Origin of the sequence: Aliidongia sp. (assembly GCF_035943795.1) — a bacterium.
In the GTDB taxonomy this organism is placed as follows: domain Bacteria; phylum Pseudomonadota; class Alphaproteobacteria; order ATCC43930; family CGMCC-115725; genus Aliidongia.
In genome coordinates this window covers 69,238-88,638 of sequence record NZ_DASZBY010000083.1, presented here as the reverse complement: position 1 = coordinate 88,638, position 19,401 = coordinate 69,238, and the positions used below count along the sequence as shown (strand labels likewise).

At 65.9% G+C, this 19,401-nt stretch carries 17 protein-coding genes; 11 read left to right on the top strand and 6 right to left on the bottom strand.

Annotated features, from left to right (window positions below):
- The first annotated feature begins 91 nt into the window (after window positions 1-91).
- Window positions 92-949, top strand: coding sequence for a LysR substrate-binding domain-containing protein (locus VGV37_RS14585; protein ID WP_326880429.1), 858 nt, complete (start codon window positions 92-94; stop codon window positions 947-949).
- 16 nt (window positions 950-965) lie between these two features.
- On the opposite strand, the gene VGV37_RS14580 is transcribed toward VGV37_RS14585, so the two are convergent.
- The gene (locus VGV37_RS14580; protein ID WP_326880428.1) at window positions 966-1,592 is read right to left on the bottom strand and encodes a 2OG-Fe(II) oxygenase; all 627 of its coding nucleotides are present in this window, start codon (window positions 1,590-1,592) and stop codon (window positions 966-968) included.
- A 391-nt stretch (window positions 1,593-1,983) separates the two neighbouring features.
- On the opposite strand from VGV37_RS14580, the gene zapE reads away from it, so the two are divergent.
- The 7 genes from zapE to lpdA all read left to right on the top strand — a co-directional run bounded on the left by zapE (window position 1,984) and on the right by lpdA (window position 12,092).
- A complete protein-coding gene (gene zapE, locus VGV37_RS14575; RefSeq protein WP_326880427.1) occupies window positions 1,984-3,162 on the top strand; it encodes a cell division protein ZapE in 1,179 nt (392 codons plus the stop codon).
- Between the two features lie 113 nt (window positions 3,163-3,275).
- Window positions 3,276-4,229 carry a malate dehydrogenase gene (gene mdh / locus VGV37_RS14570; RefSeq protein WP_326880426.1) on the top strand — a complete coding sequence of 318 codons (954 nt, stop codon included), beginning with the start codon at window positions 3,276-3,278 and terminating at the stop codon, window positions 4,227-4,229.
- Between the two features lie 75 nt (window positions 4,230-4,304).
- Window positions 4,305-5,501: an ADP-forming succinate--CoA ligase subunit beta gene (sucC, locus tag VGV37_RS14565; protein WP_326880425.1), complete on the top strand. Its 1,197-nt coding sequence runs from the start codon at window positions 4,305-4,307 to the stop codon at window positions 5,499-5,501.
- Window positions 5,502-6,377, top strand: coding sequence for a succinate--CoA ligase subunit alpha (gene sucD / locus VGV37_RS14560; protein ID WP_326880424.1), 876 nt, complete (start codon window positions 5,502-5,504; stop codon window positions 6,375-6,377). It begins immediately after the preceding gene.
- Between the two features lie 75 nt (window positions 6,378-6,452).
- Window positions 6,453-9,311 (top strand): 2-oxoglutarate dehydrogenase E1 component, encoded by a 2,859-nt coding sequence (locus tag VGV37_RS14555; protein ID WP_326880423.1) that lies wholly within the window; start codon window positions 6,453-6,455, stop codon window positions 9,309-9,311.
- A gap of 94 nt (window positions 9,312-9,405) precedes the next feature.
- Window positions 9,406-10,629 (top strand): 2-oxoglutarate dehydrogenase complex dihydrolipoyllysine-residue succinyltransferase, encoded by a 1,224-nt coding sequence (odhB, locus tag VGV37_RS14550; RefSeq protein WP_326880422.1) that lies wholly within the window; start codon window positions 9,406-9,408, stop codon window positions 10,627-10,629.
- Between the two features lie 56 nt (window positions 10,630-10,685).
- Window positions 10,686-12,092: a dihydrolipoyl dehydrogenase gene (gene lpdA, locus VGV37_RS14545; protein ID WP_326880421.1), complete on the top strand. Its 1,407-nt coding sequence runs from the start codon at window positions 10,686-10,688 to the stop codon at window positions 12,090-12,092.
- Between the two features lie 94 nt (window positions 12,093-12,186).
- Here lpdA and VGV37_RS14540 read toward each other — a convergent pair whose 3' ends face one another.
- Window positions 12,187-12,591, bottom strand: a complete 405-nt coding sequence (locus VGV37_RS14540) for a WapI family immunity protein (RefSeq protein ID WP_326880420.1) — start codon at window positions 12,589-12,591, stop codon at window positions 12,187-12,189.
- Window positions 12,592-12,769: 178 nt separating this feature from the next.
- Here VGV37_RS14540 and VGV37_RS14535 point away from each other — a divergent pair, with 178 nt between their 5' ends.
- Window positions 12,770-13,330, top strand: a complete 561-nt coding sequence (locus tag VGV37_RS14535) for a PAS domain-containing protein (protein ID WP_326880419.1) — start codon at window positions 12,770-12,772, stop codon at window positions 13,328-13,330.
- A 164-nt stretch (window positions 13,331-13,494) separates the two neighbouring features.
- Here VGV37_RS14535 and VGV37_RS14530 read toward each other — a convergent pair whose 3' ends face one another.
- On the bottom strand, window positions 13,495-13,890 hold the full coding sequence (locus tag VGV37_RS14530; RefSeq protein ID WP_326880524.1) for a VOC family protein: 396 nt from the start codon (window positions 13,888-13,890) through the stop codon (window positions 13,495-13,497).
- Between the two features lie 114 nt (window positions 13,891-14,004).
- Here VGV37_RS14530 and VGV37_RS14525 point away from each other — a divergent pair, with 114 nt between their 5' ends.
- Window positions 14,005-14,643, top strand: a complete 639-nt coding sequence (locus VGV37_RS14525; RefSeq protein ID WP_326880418.1) for a TetR/AcrR family transcriptional regulator — start codon at window positions 14,005-14,007, stop codon at window positions 14,641-14,643.
- Between the two features lie 29 nt (window positions 14,644-14,672).
- On the opposite strand, the gene VGV37_RS14520 is transcribed toward VGV37_RS14525, so the two are convergent.
- Genes VGV37_RS14520 through fsa form a run of 3 tightly spaced genes read right to left on the bottom strand, consistent with a single transcriptional unit; the run spans window position 14,673 to window position 17,060 of the window.
- A complete protein-coding gene (locus VGV37_RS14520) occupies window positions 14,673-15,650 on the bottom strand; it encodes a tyrosine recombinase XerC (RefSeq protein WP_326880417.1) in 978 nt (325 codons plus the stop codon).
- A 10-nt stretch (window positions 15,651-15,660) separates the two neighbouring features.
- Complete coding sequence (locus VGV37_RS14515) at window positions 15,661-16,392, bottom strand: DUF484 family protein (RefSeq protein ID WP_326880416.1); 732 nt, start codon at window positions 16,390-16,392, stop codon at window positions 15,661-15,663.
- Between the two features lie 11 nt (window positions 16,393-16,403).
- Window positions 16,404-17,060, bottom strand: a complete 657-nt coding sequence (gene fsa / locus VGV37_RS14510) for a fructose-6-phosphate aldolase (protein ID WP_326880415.1) — start codon at window positions 17,058-17,060, stop codon at window positions 16,404-16,406.
- A 94-nt stretch (window positions 17,061-17,154) separates the two neighbouring features.
- Here fsa and VGV37_RS14505 point away from each other — a divergent pair, with 94 nt between their 5' ends.
- Window positions 17,155-19,401, top strand: a complete 2,247-nt coding sequence (locus tag VGV37_RS14505) for a primosomal protein N' (RefSeq protein WP_326880414.1) — start codon at window positions 17,155-17,157, stop codon at window positions 19,399-19,401.

The window sequence follows — 19,401 nt, the reverse complement described above, 5'->3', positions numbered from 1 at the left end:
CCGATCTCGGGACCAGCCGATCCTACGGATTGGGCAGTCATCGCATAAGCGGCACATTGCGATCCAACTCATCGATAAATATGATGGGTCTATGGATCTCGACCTGGACTCCCTCCGTGCCTTTCTGGCGATCGTCGACACCGGCGGCTTTTCCCGGGCGGCGCGGGTGCTGCGCCGCAGCCAGTCGGCGGTCAGTGCGCAGATCCGCCGGCTGGAGGAGGCGCTGGGCGCGGCCGTGTTCGATCGCACCGGCCGCCTGCCCGTGCTGACGCTCGACGGCGAGGCGCTGATCGGCACCGCGCGGCAAATGGTCGAGCTCAACGACCAGGTGATGAGCCGCGGCCGTCGCGGCGCGGTGCGCGGTATGGTCCGGCTTGGCGCGATGGACGACTATGCCACCGACGTGCTGCCGGGCGTGCTGCGTCGCTTTGCCCAAGCATTTCCGGAGGTCGGCGTCGAGTTGCAGAGCGGTCTCACCGTCGAACTGGCACAGCGGCTGGGCGTCGGGCTGGATCTGGTGCTGGTGATGCATGGCGCCGGCAGCCATCGCGGCCGGATCCTGCAACGCGACCGGGCCGTCTGGGCCGCGGCGCCCGATTTCGCCCTGCCGGACGGGCCGGTCCCGCTGGCGGTCGCGCCGCGCGGCTGCCTGTTTCGCGAGTGGGCCATGGCAGCACTCGACCGGGCCGACCGGCCCTGGCGCATCGCCTATCTGACCCAGAGCATCGGTGCCGCGTCGGCCGCCGTCGCGGCCGGGCTGGCGGTCGGCGTGTTCAAGGCCGCGCTCATGCCCTCAGGGCTGGTGCCGCTCGGGTCCGCCCAAGGGTTTCCACCGCTGCCCGACATCGAAATCGCGCTGCATCGATCGGCCGGTCACGCCGCCCCGGCGGTGACGGCGCTCGGCGATTTCATCGAAGCGAACCTGGTCGAACGGGCCAGTGCTGCCTGACCGGGACGCCCGCGGATCAGGATGCCCAGGGCAGGATCTTCTTCATGCGCGCGGAAAAGCGATGGCGCGCCTGTTCGTGGCGGACCACGTCGTCGCCGGTCACCCAGTTCAATTGAATGACCCGGCGCGGGCCGACGAACGGTTGATGGCCGTGCCAGGAATTGGGCGTCACCAGGAACGCGAGCAGGGTGCCCTCGTCCGGCGGCACTTCGGCTATGACGTCGTCGAGACTGTCGGCCGAGCGCAGCAGGCGCAACCGGCCGCCCGGCGCCTCCCACTGCCCATTCATATAGAGCAGGACGGTGATGACCTTGGTCTTGCTGTCGGTATGGATGCGGCCGTCCTTGGCCCGGGCCTGGCCACGCACCGTCACCATCGTCGGCAGGTCGGTGAGGTCGATGTCAAATTTTTCCGCGAAGGCGGCGCGGATTTCCGGCCCTTCCAGCTCGTCCAGCATGGCCTTGAAATGGCCGGCACAGGAAACTTCGCTGGTCGGAAAGCTGCCCGGCTTGGCGATTTCCGGATAATCCTTGGCCACCGCGGTCCGGACCTCAGGCTTCAGGAAGCCGGGCACGATCAGGTACGGGAACGGATCGGCGACGAGCGGGGTGGCGGCGAAGCCGGCGAGATCGAAATAGGTCATGATCGGGCGGATCATCCTGTGGCGCCGCGCCCAAGCGCGCGGGGGCTTATCAGATGGGCTTTCATACCGCACCGGGAAGCCCTTGGGGAACGGATCTCCCGAGCTCTCCCCCTCGCCGAACGCATGGATCGGGCATCGTTGCATGCGTTCGGCGAGGGGCTGCCCGGGGGATGCCGCGCTTGCGACGGCGCCTCGCCGATGCGAGATAGAGAAAAGACGGCATTCGAACCCTGCGAATGGCCTGTTCGTTCATTTTTTGCATTGCAAGAGGGTCCGGAGTCAGCTTCTTTCGCGCTGTCCGCCGCTCGTCAGATCGTCGATGCGTCTCTTTTCAGATCAATCACCTGAGGCTACCCCCCAATCCGCCACGCTCGAGACCCATCCGGGTCCGATGCCGGCCTACCGCGCGAAGCGCGCCCAGGGCCTGCTGAAGCCCGACCCGATGCAGGAACTGGCGGTGGAAAAGCTGCAGGCATTGCACCGCGCGCTGCTGTCCTACCGGCCGGAGGCGCCGTCGGCGCCCGGCACGGGCTGGCGCGCGTTCCTGGGCCTCAACCCGCACCGGGACGCGCCGAAGCCGCCGCGCGGCATGTACATCTATGGCGGCGTCGGCCGCGGCAAGTCCATGCTGATGGACCTGTTCTTCGAGACCAGCTCGATCAAGGCCCGGCGCCGGGTGCATTTCCATGCCTTCATGCAGGAGGTGCATGACCGGCTCTACCAGCATCGGACCGAGAAGATCGCGGATCCGCTGGTCGTATTGGCCGCCGAGATCGCCCGCGAGGCGACGCTGCTGTGCTTCGACGAGTTCCAGGTGACCGACATCGCGGATGCCATGATCCTGGGCCGGCTGTTCGAGGCGCTGTTCGGTGCCGGCGTCGTCGTGGTCGCGACCTCGAACCGGCCGCCGGACGATCTTTATAAGGATGGCCTGCAACGCGAGCGGTTCCTGCCGTTCATCGCGATGATCAAGGACGAGCTCGACGTGCTCGAGTTGGACAATGGCCGCGACTATCGCCTGATGCGCCTCATCGGCCGGCCGGTCTATTACGCGCCGCTCGACGCGGCCTCGGCCCGGTCGATCGAGGAAACCTTCGCCGAACTGACCGACGACACCAAGCCGACCCCGATGATGATCGAGGTCAAGAAGCGGCAAGTGCGCGTGCCGCGGCAGGCCATGAGCGTCGCCTGGTTCGATTTCACGGATTTGTGCGGGCAGCCGCTGGGCCCGGCGGATTATCTTGCCATCGCGGACCGCTTCGAGAGCATCGTGATCGCCAACGTGCCGAGGCTGGGTCCCGACAACCGGGATCAGGCCAAACGCTTCAACACGCTGATCGATACCCTATACGAAGCGAAGGTCCATGTCGTGATGTCGGCCGCCGCCCCGCCGGCCGAGCTTTATACCGAGGGCGACGGCGCCTTCGAGTTTGAACGAACCGTTTCGCGCCTGATGGAGATGCAGTCGATCGAGTATATTTCGAGCCGCCGGAGTCACTCCCACGCTTCGCAAGATACCAGGGATGCCCACCATTCCGAGTTGCTTGCTGGCCCCGGCGTTTCGCGCTAAGACCGCCGCTCTGGCAGGGCGACCTGCACGGCGGAGATACCACCAGGCGCCGCGATCCGCGCGGGGCTTGCTCCATGCCGCCCGCTCCCAGGGCAAACGAAGGGAAGAATTCCATGGCACGTAACAAGATCGCATTGGTCGGCGCCGGTCAGATCGGTGGCACGCTGGCACTGCTCGCCGGGCTCAAGGACCTGGGCGACGTCACCCTGGTCGATATCGTGGACGGCGTGCCGCAGGGCAAGGCGCTCGACCTCGCCGAGGCGGCCCCGGTCGAGCGTTTCGACGCGCTGATGACCGGTTCCAGTGATTTCGCCGCCGTCGCCGGCGCCGACGTCATCATCGTCACCGCCGGCATCCCGCGCAAGCCGGGCATGAGCCGCGACGATCTGATCGGCGTCAACACCAAGGTGATGCGCACGGTCGGCGCCGCGATCAAGCAGCATGCGCCCGATGCGTTCGTGATCTGCATCACGAATCCGCTCGACGTCATGGTCTCGGTCCTGCAGGAGGCCACGGGCCTGCCGCACGAGAAGGTCGTCGGCATGGCCGGCGTGCTCGACAGCGCGCGCTTCCGCTATTTCCTGGCCGACGAGTTCAAGGTCTCGGTCGAAGACGTCACCGCCTTCGTGCTGGGCGGCCATGGCGACACGATGGTGCCGCTGCTGCGCTACTCGACCGTTGCCGGCATCCCGGTGCCCGACCTGGTCAAGATGGGCTGGACCACCCAAGACAAGCTCGACAAGATCGTCCAGCGCACCCGCGACGGCGGTGCCGAGATCGTGGCGCTCCTGAAGACCGGCTCGGCCTTCTACGCGCCGGCCTCGTCGGCGATCACGATGGCCGAGGCCTACCTCAAGGACAAGAAGCGGGTTCTGCCCTGCGCCGCCTATCTCAGCGGCCAGTATGGTGTGACCGGCCTCTATGTCGGCGTGCCGGTCGTGATCGGTGCCGGCGGCGTCGAGCGGATCGTCGAGATCAGCCTTTCGGCCGAAGAGCAGGCCGGCTTCGACAAGTCGGTCGATGCCGTCAAGACGCTCTGCGAAGTCGCCAAGAACGTCCAGGCCTAAGCGTTTGGCAGGTCCGGCCGCGCGGGCCCGAGCGCCCCGCGGCCGGACCCCAGCAATCCCAAGGGGCGCGCACCAATGAATATCCATGAATATCAGGCGAAGGCCTTGCTGAAGGGGTTCGGCGTCGCCGTCCCGCGCGGCGGTGTCGCTTACACGCCGGACGAGGCAAAGAAGGTCGCGACCGATCTGGGTGGCCCGGTCTGGGTCGTGAAGTCGCAGATCCATGCGGGCGGCCGCGGCGCCGGCCATTTCGCCGACAAGCCGGAAGGCAAGGGCGGTGTGCGCGTGGTGAAGTCGATCGACGACGTCGGATCGAACACCGCCGAGATGCTGGGCAAGGTGCTGGTCACCAAGCAGACGGGTCCGACCGGCAAGGAAGTGAAGCGCGTCTATATCGAGGAAGGCTGCGACATCAAGCGCGAGCTGTACCTCGGCATGCTGGTCGACCGCGCCACCGGCCGCGTGACCCTCATGGCGTCGACCGAAGGCGGCATGGAGATCGAAGAGGTCGCCCATCACAGCCCTGAGAAGATCGTCAAGGTCGCGATCGACCCCGCGACCGGCGTCCAGGCGTTCCACGCCCGCCAGATCGCCTTCGCCCTCGGGCTCGAAGGCAAGCAGGTCTCGACCGCGACCAAGTTCATCCTGGCGCTGTCCAAGGCATTCCACGACCTCGACGCCTCGATCATCGAGATCAACCCGCTGGTCGTGACCGGTGCCGGCGACGTCATCTGCCTCGATGCCAAGGTCAATTTCGACGACAACGCGCTGTTCCGTCACAAGGCCATCGAAGAGCTGCGCGATGCCGACGAAGAGGATCCCTCGGAACTCGAAGCCGCCAAGCACGGCCTGAATTACGTCAAGCTCGATGGCAACATCGGCTGCATGGTCAATGGTGCCGGCCTTGCGATGGCGACCATGGACATCATCAAGCTCTACGGCGGGGAGCCGGCGAACTTCCTCGATGTCGGCGGTGGCGCCACCAAGGAGCGTGTGACGACGGCGTTCAAGCTGATCCTCAGCGATCCGAACGTCGAAGGCATCCTGGTCAACATCTTCGGCGGCATCATGCGCTGCGACGTGATCGCCGAGGGTGTCATCGCCGCCGCGCGCGAGGTCAGCCTCGACGTGCCGCTGGTCGTGCGCCTCGAAGGCACCAATGTCGAGCTCGGCAAGAAGATCCTCGCCGAATCGGGCCTGCCCATCCTGTCCGGCGACAATCTGGCGGATGCCGCGCAGAAGGTCGTCAAAGCCGTGAAGGAGGCCAAGTAAATGGCCGTTCTGGTCAATTCCAACACGAAGGTCATCTGCCAGGGCTTCACCGGCGCCCAGGGTACCTTCCATTCCGAGCAGGCGCTGGCCTACGGCACCAAGATGGTCGGCGGCGTGACCCCCGGCAAGGGCGGCACCAAGCACCTCGACCTGCCGGTGTTCAACACCGTCGCCGAAGCGGTCCATGCGACCCACGCCGACGCCAGCGTCATCTATGTGCCGCCGCCGTTCGCGGCCGACGCGATCCTGGAGGCGATCGATTCCGAGATCGCGCTGATCGTCTGCATCACCGAGGGCATCCCGGTGCTGGACATGGTGACGGTCAAGCGCGCGCTCGCCGGTTCCAAGTCGCGCCTGATCGGGCCGAACTGCCCGGGCGTGATCACGCCGGGCGAATGCAAGATCGGCATCATGCCGGGTCATATCCATCGGCGCGGCAAGGTTGGCATCGTCAGCCGGTCCGGCACCTTGACCTATGAGGCGGTCGCGCAGACCTCGGCCGTCGGCCTCGGCCAGTCGACCTGCATCGGCATCGGCGGCGACCCGGTCAACGGCACGAACTTCATCGACAGCCTGACCCTGTTCCTCGACGATCCCGAGACCGAAGGCATCATCATGATCGGCGAGATCGGTGGCTCGGCCGAGGAGGAAGCGGCCGAATTCGTCATCGAGTCGAAGACGAAGAAGCCGATCGTCGGTTTCATCGCCGGCGCGACCGCCCCTCCGGGCCGCCGCATGGGCCATGCCGGTGCGATCATCTCCGGCGGCAAGGGGACGGCTGCCGACAAGTTCGAAGCGATGCGCAAGGCCGGCTTCCATGTCGCCGACAGTCCGGCGTCGCTCGGCTCCACCATGCTTGCAGCCTTCAAGGGCTGACGCGGACCGGATCCGAAGCCAACCCGACCAACCCCAACAGAGAGAGCGGCCGCGTCAAGCGGCCGCTCGAACCAAATGGCGCAGACCAGCGAAACCTCTTTCCTTACCGGCAGCAACTCGGCCTTCATCGCCGAACTCTACGAGCATTATCTGAGCGATCCCAACGGGGTCGACCAGAGCTGGCGGAGCTTCTTCGATGAGATGAAGGACGATGCCGCCTCGGTCCTGGCCGAGGTCAAGGGGCCCAGCTGGCAGAAGATCGCCAAGCGGATCATCGGGGCGGACGCCCCGGCCGTGCCGGCCAAGAAGACCAATGGCGCTGCGGCGCCGGCGGCCTCGGAAGAGACCGTGAAGCAGGCGGCGGGCGATTCGATCCGTGCCCTGCAGCTGATCCGCGCCTATCGGGTGCGCGGCCATCTCGAAGCGAACCTCGACCCCCTCGGCCTGCAGAAGCCGGAGCCGCATCCGGAACTGCATCCCGACAGCTATGGCTTCACCGACGCCGACTACGGCCGTCCGATCTACATCGCCGGCGTGCTCGGCCTCGAGTATGCGACCCTGCGCGAGATCTACACGTTCCTGCGCGAGACCTACTGCGGCAGCATCGGCGTCGAATACATGCATATCCAGGATCCGGCCCAGAAGGCCTGGATCCAGGAGCGGGTCGAGGGCGTGCGCAACCAGACCGCGTTCCCGATCAAGGAAAAGACCGAACTGCTGGAACGCCTGACCGCGGCCGAGAGCTTCGAGCGCTTCCTCGACAAGCGCTTCACCGGTACCAAGCGCTTCGGCCTCGAGGGCGGCGAGACCATGATCCCGGCGCTGGAAGAGATCATCCGGGTCAGCGGCCGGCTGGGCGTCAAGGAGATCGTGCTGGGCATGGCCCATCGCGGCCGCCTGAACACGCTCGCCAACGTCATGGGCAAGCGCTTCGCCGCGATCTTCTCCGAATTCCAGGGCAACCCGGCCAATCCGGCCGACGTCCAGGGCTCGGGCGACGTGAAGTACCATCTGGGCACCTCGTCCGACCGGGAATTCGACGGCAACATCGTCCATCTGTCGCTGACAGCCAATCCGTCCCATCTCGAGGCGGTCAACCCGCTCGTGCTGGGCAAGGTGCGGGCCAAGCAGCGCCAACGCGGCGACATCGAGCGCAACGAAGTCGTGGGCTTGCTGATCCATGGCGATGCGGCCTTCGCCGGCCAGGGCTTGGTCGCCGAATCGCTCGACCTGTCGGAGCTGAAGGGCTACCGGGTCGGCGGCACGGTCCATTTCATCATCAACAACCAGATCGGCTTTACCACGGCGCCGCAATACGCGCGCTCCGGCCCCTATTGCTCGGACGTGGCAAAATCGATCCAGACGCCGATCTTCCATGTGAACGGCGACGATCCGGAAGCCGTCCTGCATGTCTGCCGTATCGCCACCGAGTTCCGTCAGGTCTTCAAGAAGGACGTGGTGGTGGACATGTTCTGCTATCGCCGCCATGGCCATAACGAGACGGACGAGCCGGCATTCACCCAGCCGCTGATGTACCGCAAGATCGCGACCCAGCCGACGACCCGGCAGATCTATGCCGAGCGTCTGGTGACCGAAGGCTCGCTCAGCCAGGACAAGACCGACCAGATCGTCACGGACTTCCTGGCCAAGATGGAGACCGAGTTCGAGGCGGCGAAGAGCTACAAGCCGAACAAGGCCGACTGGTTCGAAGGCGCCTGGGCCGGCTTCGGCATCGCGCCGGACGACGACCGCCGCGGCAATACCGCGGTGCCGCTGGAGACCCTCAAGGCGATCGGCAAGACGCTCACGACCGTGCCCGAAGGCTTCAACCTCAACCGCAAGCTCGTCCGCCTGCTCCAGGAAAAGGCGAAGATGTTCGAGACCGGCGAGGGCTTCGACTGGGGCACCGCCGAGGCGCTGGCGTTCGGTTCCGCCGCCGCCGACGGCATGTTCGTGCGCCTGTCGGGCCAGGACGTCGGCCGCGGCACCTTCTCGCACCGCCACGCGGTGCTGGTCGACCAGGAGACCGAGCAGACCTACGTGCCCTTGAACAATATCCGCGAGGGCCAGGCGCTGGTCGAGATCATCGACAGCTTCCTGTCCGAGGCGGCGGTGCTGGGCTTCGACTACGGCTACTCCATGGCCGAGCCGCGCGCGCTGGTGCTGTGGGAAGGCCAGTTCGGCGATTTCGCCAACGGCGCCCAGGTCATCATCGACCAGTTCATCACCTCGGCCGAATCGAAGTGGCTGCGCATGTCGGGCATCGTCATGCTGCTGCCGCACGGCTACGAGGGGCAGGGGCCGGAACATTCGTCCGCCCGTCTCGAGCGCTATCTGCAGATGTGCGGCGAGGACAATATCCAGGTCTGCAACATCTCGACCCCGGCCAATTATTTCCATGCGTTGCGCCGGCAGGTCTGCCGGAACTTCCGCAAGCCGCTGATCGTGATGTCGCCGAAGTCGATGCTGCGCGCCAAGCTGTCCAACCTGGCCGACATGGCGGAGGGCACGACCTTCCACCGCGTCTATGGCGAGACCGAGAAGCTGGTGGCCGACGACAAGGTGAAGCGCGTCGTGCTGGTCAGCGGCAAGCTCTACCACGAGTTGCTGGCGGCCCGGACCGAGCGCAAGATCAAGGATGTGGCGCTGATCCGCGTCGAGCAGCTGTATCCCTTCCCGTTCAACGCGCTCGGCAAGGAATTGAAGCGATACACCAAGGCCGAGATCGTCTGGTGCCAGGAAGAGCACCAGAACATGGGCGCCTGGAATTTCGTCGACCGGCGCATCGAGACCTTGCTGTCGGGCCTCGGCATCAAGGCGAAGCGCCCGACCTATGTCGGCCGTGACGAGTCCGCCGCGACCGCGACCGGTTCCATGAAGAAGCATGTCGCCCAGCAGCAGAAGCTGATCGACCAGGCATTGACCCTCGGCTGACCCCCTTCACCTGACCAATCAACGAGGCGGACCGCTGCTGGACTGGGACCAACCGGCAGGATCGTCCGACCCGAACCTGAACCAAGGACCGAACATGGCAACCGAAATCAAGGTGCCCCCCCTGGGCGAATCGGTGACCGAAGGCACCGTGGCACGCTGGCTGAAGAAGGTCGGCGACAGCGTCAAGATCGACGAGACGCTGATCGAATTCGAGACCGACAAGGTCACGGTCGACGTGCCGTCGCCGGCCAATGGCGTATTGAGCGAGATCGCGGCGCCCGAGGGCACGAACGTCCCGGTCGGCGGCCTGCTGGGTGTGATCGCCGAAGGTGCCGCCGGCGCCGCGGCGAAGCCCACGGCGGCGAGCGCTCCGAAGGTCGTGGCTCCTAAGGCTGTGGCAGCCGAGCCGGCCGCCGCTCCGGCCGCATCCGACCTGAACCGTTCGGGGCCGGCAGCCCGCAAGCTGGTCGAGGAAAACAAGCTCGACCCGGCCAGCATCGCCGCGACCGGGAAGGATGGACGCCTGACCAAGGGCGACGTCCTGGCCGCGATCGACAAGGGTCCGGCCGCCGCGCCCGCCGCGACGCCGGCACCGGCGGCACCGGCCCGCGAGGCGGGTCCGCGGGAACAGCGCGTGCGCATGACGCGCCTGCGCCAGCGCATTGCCCAGCGGCTCAAGGAAGCTCAGAACACCGCCGCCATGCTGACCACCTTCAACGAGGTGGACATGACGGCGATCCTGGCGATCCGCGAGCAATACAAGGAAGGCTTCGAGAAGAAGCATGGCGTGAAGCTGGGCTTCATGTCGTTCTTCGTGAAGGCCTGCATCTCGGCGCTCAAGGAACTGCCGGCGGTCAATGCCGAGATCTCGGGCGATGAGCTGATCTACAAGAACTATTACGACATCGGCGTCGCGGTCGGCACCGAGAACGGCCTGGTCGTGCCGGTCGTGCGCGATGCGGACATCATGAGCTTCTCCGACATCGAGAAGCAGATCGGCGTCTATGGCAAGAAGGCGCGCGACGGCAAGCTGTCGATGGAAGAGCTGACCGGCGGCACCTTCACCATCTCGAACGGCGGCGTCTACGGCTCGCTGATGTCGACCCCGATCCTGAATCCGCCGCAGTCGGGCATCCTGGGCATGCACAAGACCCAGAAGCGCCCGGTCGCGATCGGCGACAAGGTCGAGATCCGCCCGATGATGTACCTGGCGTTGTCCTACGACCACCGGGTGATCGATGGCCGCGAGGCGGTGACCTTCCTGGTCCGCGTCAAGGAAAACCTGGAAGATCCGCAGCGCCTGCTGCTGGACATGTAAAGACAAGTGTGGCGGGCCCGGCGACGGGCCCGTCGCCTATGAACGGAAAGAAGATCATGACCGACAGCTACGATCTCGTCGTCATCGGCAGCGGCCCCGGCGGCTATATCGCCGCCATCCGCGCGGCCCAATTGGGCATGAAGGTCGCGTGCGTCGAGAAGTACGTCCGCCTGGGCGGCACCTGCCTCAACGTCGGCTGCATCCCGTCCAAGGCACTGCTGCAGTCGTCGGAGAAGTTCGAGGAGGCCAACCACACGCTCGCGGCCCACGGCGTCAAGGTGTCGGGCGTGACGCTCGACCTCGACACGCTGCTGGCGCGCAAGGACAAGGTGGTGACCGACATCACCAAGGGCGTCGAGTTCCTGTTCCGCAAGAACAAGATCACCTGGGTCCAAGGCACCGGCAAGATCCTGGCGGCGGGCAAGGTCGAGGTCGCCTTGACCGCCGGCGGCAGCCAGACGATCGAGACGAAGAACATCCTGATCGCGACCGGCTCGGAAGTGATGCCGCTGCCCGGCGTCGAGGTCGACGAGAAGCAGATCGTGTCCTCGACCGGCGCCATCGCCATCCCGAAGGTGCCGAAGCATCTGGTCGTCATCGGCGGCGGCTATATCGGCCTCGAGCTGGGCTCGGTCTGGCGCCGCCTCGGTGCCGAAGTGACCGTGGTCGAATTCCTCGACCGCATCACCCCGGGCCTCGACCTCGAGGTCGGCAAGCAGCTGAACCGCCAACTGTCGAAGCAGGGCATCCAGTTCAAGCTGTCGACCAAGGTGACCGGCGCCAAGAAGACCAAGGCCGGCGTCACCCTGACCCTGGAGCCGGCCGCCGGCGGCCCCAAGGAAGAGCTGAAGGCCGACGTGGTGCTGGTCTCGATCGGCCGCCGTCCTTATACCGAGGGCCTGGGCTTGGCCGAAGCGGGCGTGGTGCTCGACGACAAGAAGCGCGTCAAGGTCGATGGCCATTTCCAGACCAACGTGCCGGGCATCTACGCGATCGGCGACGTGATCGCCGGCCCGATGCTGGCGCACAAGGCCGAGGAAGAAGGTGTCGTGTTCGCCGAGATCCTGGCCGGCCAGAAGCCGCACTTGAACTACGATGCCATCCCGGCGGTCGTCTACACCTGGCCGGAAGTGGCCTCGGTCGGCAAGACCGAGGAAGAGGTCAAAGCGTCGGGCGTCGAGTACAAGGTCGGCAAGTTCCCGTTCACGGCCAATGGCCGGGCCAAGGCGAACGGCGATACCGAGGGCTTTGTAAAGTTCATCGCCGACGCCAAGACCGACCGGGTGCTGGGCTGCCACATCATCGGCCCGGACGCCGGCACCATGATCGCCGAATGCGCGCTCGCCATGGAATATGGCGCGTCGTCCGAAGACATCGGCCGCACCTGCCACGCGCATCCGACCCTGAACGAGGCGGTCAAGGAAGCCGCCCTTGCCGTGTCGGGGATGGCGCTCAATATGTGAACGGCTGACCCTACGGCGCTGCTGAATCCGTCGGTTCGAAAGAATCGGCGGATCAGCCTATCGGCCTGAACAAGTCATTCGGCGGAAACATCATTCAAGGCATAAACATCTGCTCCAAGGCTGCAATCACCGCAGGTAGCTGTGTCTGATCGATAGTAAAGGAGAATTTCAATTCGACTGCGTGATGATCGTTACTAACTGCTTCGATCTCAGTCCTAAAGTGACCGAGACCATCACCTCTGAGAACCATCCAGAAATTTTCATAGACATCTGGCAGGCGCGCTTCGCCCTGCAGAGTTTCATAAAGCGTGGCCAAATCATCGCGAAATTGCCCCATCCAGTTCTGCCAGGCTGAAGCGTCGATGGTGCCCTTGAAGGGCCCCCCAACGAGATCAATGTGGTGGTGATATCCAGGACTGTTCGGATAGAACTGCGGCGGATGGAGGAATACCCTGCAGTGCCCATCTGTGAGCAACGCGCCAGCGAGATCTTCAGTCATATTTCGATCCATACGTGGTCAATAGCCTGAACTTTCATCCGCCAATGGATGGAAGGCCCAACCTGAATCCTATTTCTGAGGCCCCACAGGTCGTCAAGCGGAACGGCGGTTCGACCTCCTTGCGAGCAGGCGGATCTTCACACCGCGGTAAGGCCGGTTGCGCTACTTTGGCCGAACCATGCTCGTCCCGTCGAAGGCACCTCTGACCGGCTTTCAGGCAATGCTCAGCGGTACGCCGCTCGAGGATTGCTTCGCCTTTTGGCAATCGCGACGGGCCGGACGGCCGGCGCCGCCCAAATCGATCATCGATCCGGTCGCCATGCCGCAGCACATCATTCCCCACCTGTTCCTGTACGAACGGACGGGCGACGGGCGGTTTCGCTGCCGGTTGGCCGGCACGGCGATCTGCGAGGCTTTTCAGCACGACCCGACCGGCCAATATCTCGACGACATGATCCTGCCTTCGGTACGGATCAGTCGGATCCGCCTGTTCGAGGATGTGGTCGAGCGCGTGCTGCCCATTGCATACAGCGGCAATGTCGCCGAGGCCGGGCGGACCTGGATCAAGTTCCGCCGGCTGATGATGCCCATCACCATCGGCGGCTCGGTACCCGACGGCATCTTCGGCATGGTCGTCTTTCCGGGCTTCGAACTGCGCAAATCGGGGCCGAAACTGGTCGACGACGGCATGCCGGAAATGGAGATCTGGGCCACGCCCGACGATCTCGCGTCCGGCTAGCCTATCCGGACCCACGAAGAAAGGTCTGGCCGGTCGCGAGGCTGGGGGTCGTCCCATGGCGCACCCTCGCGACCGGAACGGAACTGCGGCCCTGCGCTCAGAGCCGTCAGCGTGTCGCGACGGTCACGATCCTTGTTTCTGGCAGCTTGATCGCGGCGGCAGAATCAAGCGCTCGGCGGGGGCGCCATCCAGATCAGTTCCCACACATTCCCGTCCGGATCTTCGAAGCTGCGGCCATACATGAAGCCGTGATCCTGTTTCGGATTGGGATCGGCAACACCACCCGCCGCGGCGGCGCGGTCGACGATCGCATCGACGTCGGCGCGATCTTGCGCAGTGAGTGCGATGAGCGCCGCACTCGTCGCGCGCGCGTCGGCAATGGGACGTTGTGTGAACATCCTATATTTGTCGTGGGTGAGCAACATGACGTGGATCGCTTCGGAAAACACCATGCATGACGCGGTCTCATCCGAAAACTGCGGGTTCTTCGTCCCTCCGACGGCTTCATAAAATGCTGTCGAACGCGCCAGGTCTCGAACCGGCAGGTTCACGAATATCATCTTGGTCACTGGTTTAGCCCCTCAGCGTTCGTTGACAGGTACTGGTCGGTCCAGTACCGTCGGAAGCGGTATCACGCGGGAACGGAACCGTCTAGTACCGATGTAAGGGGCAGCATGAAAATCGAAGGTGAGTCCAGGTCGGCGCAAAAGACGCGTGAAATCATCCAGGCGGCTTCGATGGCCTTTCTCGACAAAGGCTACGATGGCACCAGCATGGAAGAGATCGCCACCAAGGCCGGCGTGTCCAAGCAGACCGTCTACAAGCATTTCACGGACAAGGAGACGCTGTTCGGCGAAGTTGTCAGGTCGACCGCCGTGCAAACCAATGATGTCGTCGAGTATGTGACGACAATGCTCGGCGATGCGGAGTTTTCGGAAGGCGGCTTACAACGGCTTGCCCGGCGGACGATGAGAATGTTGCTGGATGACGAACTGTTGAAGCTGCGACGCTTGATCATCGCAAACGCGGATCGCATGCCGCAACTGGGTCGAAGCTGGTACAAGGACGGCTTCGAACGCATGATGGACTCGATGGCGGCCTGCTTCCAAAGGCTTACGAGCAGAGGTCTGATGAAGGCCGATGATCCCCATACGGCAGCCAGCCATTTTTTCGGGATGCTCCTGTGGATTCCGATGAACGAGGCCATGTTCACCGGAAACAGCGATCCGAGATCGAAAGCGGAGCTCGATCGCCACGCGGATGCCTCCGTCGAGGCCTTTCTGGCGATCTACGGAATCCCTCGAGAGAGTTGAGCTTACTTCCGAAAGCGCAACTGAAACGCTTATTCCCCGGCCCGCGGATGGGCCCGGTCATAGACCTCCATCAGCTTGGCGGCGTCGATCGCCGTGTAACGCTGGGTGGTCGACAGCGAGGCGTGGCCCAGCAGTTCCTGGATCGCGCGCAGGTCGGCACCGCCGGCCAGCAGGTGGGTTGCGAAGCTGTGGCGCAGTGCGTGCGGCGTCGCCGTGTCCGGCAGGCCCAGGTGGAAGCGCAACTGCTCCATCAGCCGCTGGACCAGGCGGGGATTGAGCGGACCGCCGCGCACGCCCACGAACAGATCGTCGTTCGCTCCGATCGGATGCGGGCAATGGGCCAGATACTCGTCGACCGCGGTCGACACGATCGGCAGCAGCGGCACGATGCGCGTCTTGCCACCTTTGCCGGTCACCCGCAGGCTGGCCATCCCGGCGGTCGGCGCCTGCCGGCGGGTCAGGTCGAGCGCTTCCGACAGGCGCAGGCCGCAGCCGTAGAGCAGGGTGACGAGCGCCGTGTCGCGTGCGGCGATCCAGGGGGCCGACCCCACGGTCTGCACCGTGTCGGCGGCCTCGATCGCGGCCCGGGCATCGCCCTCGCTGAGCGGCTTCGGCACGGCCTGGGGCAGGCGTGGGCCGCGCAGCACGGTGAGGGCCGGATTGCTGACCAGCCCGCGCCGGTCGAGGAAGCGGAAGAAGCCGCGCAGCACCGACAGCGCCCGGGCCTGGGAAGTCTTGGCGAGGTCCCGGGCCGCACGCGCCGCCAGGAAGGCCCGGAAATCCGCCGGCTTCAGTCGCCTCAGCAGATCGAGCGAGGGCTGCTCGCCGTGATGGTCGCGGGCAAAATCGAGAAAAAAGGCGAGGTCACGCCCATAAGCGGCAAGCGTGTGGGGCGAGGCGCGCCGTTCGGACTTGAGCTGCTGCTGCCAGCCCTCGATCGCGTGGGCGAGATCGGCTGTCGCGGCGAAGCGGGCGAGGGGCAGCGGATCGGGACGATGGGCGGGCACGGCCTGTCGATCAGGCCTCGATATCGAGCCACTGGAAGATGGTGATCTCCAGCGCCTGGGCCAGGAAGCACAGCAATTCCGTGCCTTGGCCCGCCTTGAACTTATGCGGCTTGCGTGAGCCCAGCGCCAGGATACCGGCCGGCGCGTGGCTGCCGATCGAAAGGCGCAGCAACGCCTCGGAATGCACCAGGCCCGCGCCCGATCCGAACAGTGCCGGGTCGCCGCGCACCTCGTCTTCCAACAGCGAGTCCTTGCCCTGGCCCAGCAACCGGTCGACCTCGCCGGGTGGCAGCAGCTGGACGCCGGGCAGGGGCGGGCGTGGCAACGGGCCGGTGTCCGACTCGACGCACAAAGTCACAACGTCGACGTCGAGCAGCACCGCCAGATCGGTCGTCACGGTCTGGATCAGCTGTTCGAAGCTGGTGGCACCGAGCAGCGCCAGGACGGCGGCATGGATGCGCGTCTGGCTGGTCAGGTTGGAGCGGCTGGTCGAGATCAGCGCGCGCTGCTGACCCTTCAGCCGGGCGACGTCCGCCTGAAGCCGCTGCAGCATGAATTGCTGCATGTCGACCACGCCGGCGCCGTGGCGGTGCTCCGGCGGGGTCAGCAGGCTGACCAGATCGGGGTGATCGGCCAGGATGCCGGGATGGCGGGTCAGATAGGCCAGCACCTCGTCCGCCGTCGCCGCATGAGGTGCGACGTCGCTCTCGACGCGGGATCCGCTCTGGCCGGTCTGCTCCATCGGTCGCGTCTCTAGAGGATCGACTGACCGGTCTTGGCCCAGTCGGCGACGAAGGCGGCGAGGCCCTTGTCGGTCAGCGGATGGCCGAACATCTGTTTCAGCACGGCCGGCGGCAGGGTCGCGACATCGGCGCCCATCTTGGCGGCGGCGATCACATGGGCCGGTCCCCGCACCGAGGCGACGAGCACCTGGGTCGTGATCTCGGTATAGCTCGCGTAGATCTCGATGATGTCGCCGATCAGGCCCATCCCGTCCTCGCCGATGTCGTCGAGCCGGCCGACGAACGGCGAGATGTAGGTGGCACCCGCCTTGGCGGCCAGAATCGCCTGGGCGGCGGAGAAGCACAGTGTGACGTTGACGTGGGTACCCTCGTCGCTCAGGGCCTTGCAGGTCTTGAGGCCGGCCGGGGTCAACGGAACCTTCACCGTGACATTCGACGCGATCTTCGCCAGTTTCCGGCCTTCCTTCAGCATGGTATCGAAGTCGGTAGAGGCGACCTCGGCGCTGACGGACCCTGGAATGATCTCGCAGATCTCCGCGATCGTCTCGAGGAAATTGCGGCCGGTCTTCGCGATCAGCGAAGGATTGGTGGTGACGCCGTCGACGAGACCGGTGGCGGCCAGTTCGCGGATTTCGGCGATGTCGGCGGTATCGATGAAGAATTTCATGGCGAACCTGGGGGATCTGCGGTTGTCGAGACAGGGTGGAGCGTCGATGCGGCAAGCCGGCGATGCGGCCACCCGATGGACTGGACTCTAGCCCATGGTGGGGTCGAGCACCAGTTTTGCGGCGCCGAAGACGGTGCAGGTCTCCAACCCGCCGGCTCCGGGGCGGGTTGCCGTGCTGCTGCCGCTGCCGTTGGCGGGCGCCTATGACTATCGGGCGCCGGAAGGGCCGGTGCCGCCTGCGGGCAGCTTCGTTACGGTACCGCTGGGGCAGCGGATGATCGTCGGGGTGCTCTGGGACCACTCCGGGTCGAGCGCGGACCTGGCCGAGCAGCGGCTGAAGCCGGTCGCGACGGTGCACGATGCCATTCCCATGCGCGAACCGGTTCGGCATCTGGTCGACTGGATCGCCGCCTATACGCTGAGCCCGCCGGGCGCGGTGCTGCGCATGGCGATGGGTCCGTCCGACGCGCTGGAGCCGGAGGAGGGGCGGGTCGGTTTCGCCGTCGCAGCCGACCTGCCGCCGCCGGATGCGAAGGATCGCCGGCTGACGGCGACCCGGCGCCGGGTTTTGGACGTGTTCGGCGGCACCGAGGCCCTGCCGGCGGCGCTGCTCGCGCACGAGGCCGGCTGCGGCACCGGCGTGATCCGGGCCATGGTGGAGGCCGGGCTGCTGGCCGAGACCCGCCTGCCGGCCCGTCCGCCGCGGCCGGTACCCGACTGGCGCCTGCCGTTCCCGCCCTTCTCCGACGATCAGCAGGCGGCGGCCGACGTGATCGTCGGCGCGGTCGAGGCGCGACGCTACGAGACGATCCTGCTCGACGGCGTCACGGGATCCGGCAAGACCGAGGTCTATTTCAAGGCGATCGCGGCCGCGCTGCAGGCCGGACGCCAGGTACTGGTCCTGCTGCCGGAGATCGCGCTCGGCGCGCAATGGCATCGCCGATTCGAACAGCAGTTCGGAGCGCCGGCCGCCGCCTGGCACTCGGACTTGCGGCCGGCCGAGCGGCGCGGCGTGTGGCGAGACGTCGCGGAGAACCGGGCGAAGGTGGTGGTGGGTGCGCGCTCGGCGCTGTTCCTGCCGTTCGCTGACCTGGGCCTGATCGTGGTCGACGAGGAGCACGACGCTTCGTTCAAGCAGGAAGACGGCGTGATCTACCACGCCCGCGACATGGCCGTGGTCCGCGCCTCGCTCGAGGGCGTGCCGATCGTGCTGGCTTCGGCGACGCCGTCGCTCGAAAGCCTGGTCAATGCCGAGCGTGGCCGCTATCGCCGCCTCGTGCTGGCAGACCGCCATGGCGGGGCGGAACTGCCCAAGGTGACGCTCGTCGACCTGCGCGACGACAAGCCCGACCGCCAGCGGTTCGTGGCGCCCAGCCTGATCACGGCGATCACGGAAACCTTGGCGGCCGGTGAACAGGCGATGCTGTTCCTGAACCGGCGCGGCTATGCGCCGCTGACCCTGTGCCGGACCTGCGGCCATCGGATGCAGTGCCCCAACTGCACCGCCTGGCTGGTCGAGCACCGCTTCATGGGCCGGCTGATCTGCCATCATTGCGGCCATGCCGAACGGCCGCCCGAGATCTGCCCGTCCTGCGAGGACAAGCATTCCTTCGCGCCCTGCGGACCCGGCGTCGAACGGCTGGCCGAGGAGATCACCGAGCGCTTTCCCGACGCGCGCATCGCGGTCATGGCGTCGGACACCCTGACCGGCCCGCAGGCCGTGGCCGATCTGGTCGCACGCGTGCAGCAGCACGAGGTCGACCTGCTGATCGGCACGCAGATCATGGCCAAGGGCCATCATTTCCCGATGCTGACCTTGGTCGGCGTGATCGACGGTGACCTGGGCCTGTCGGGTGGCGATCTGCGGGCCGGAGAGCGGACCTTCCAGATGCTGCACCAGGTCGCGGGCCGGGCCGGGCGCGCGGAACGGCGGGGCCGCGTGCTGCTGCAGACTTTCGATCCCGGCCACCCGGTCATGAAAGCCTTGGCCGCCCATGATCGCGACCGCTTCCTGGCGCTCGAGGCCGACGAGCGGCGCAGCCATCGCATGCCGCCGTTCGGTCGGTTGGCCGCCCTCATCGTCTCGGCGCCGGATGCCGATCAGGCGGACCAGACGGCGGCGGCGCTCGCCCGCGCGGCGCCCCATCTGAAAGGCGTCGACGTGCTGGGGCCGGCGCCGGCGCCGCTCGCCGTGCTGCGCGGCCGGCACCGGCGGCGCTTTTTGGTGAAAACGGATCGGCAGGTGAACCTGCAGGCCGTGCTAAGACAATGGCTGGCCGGCGTTCGCGTGCCGACCGCGGTCCGCATCCAGGTCGATGTGGACCCCTATAGTTTCCTTTGA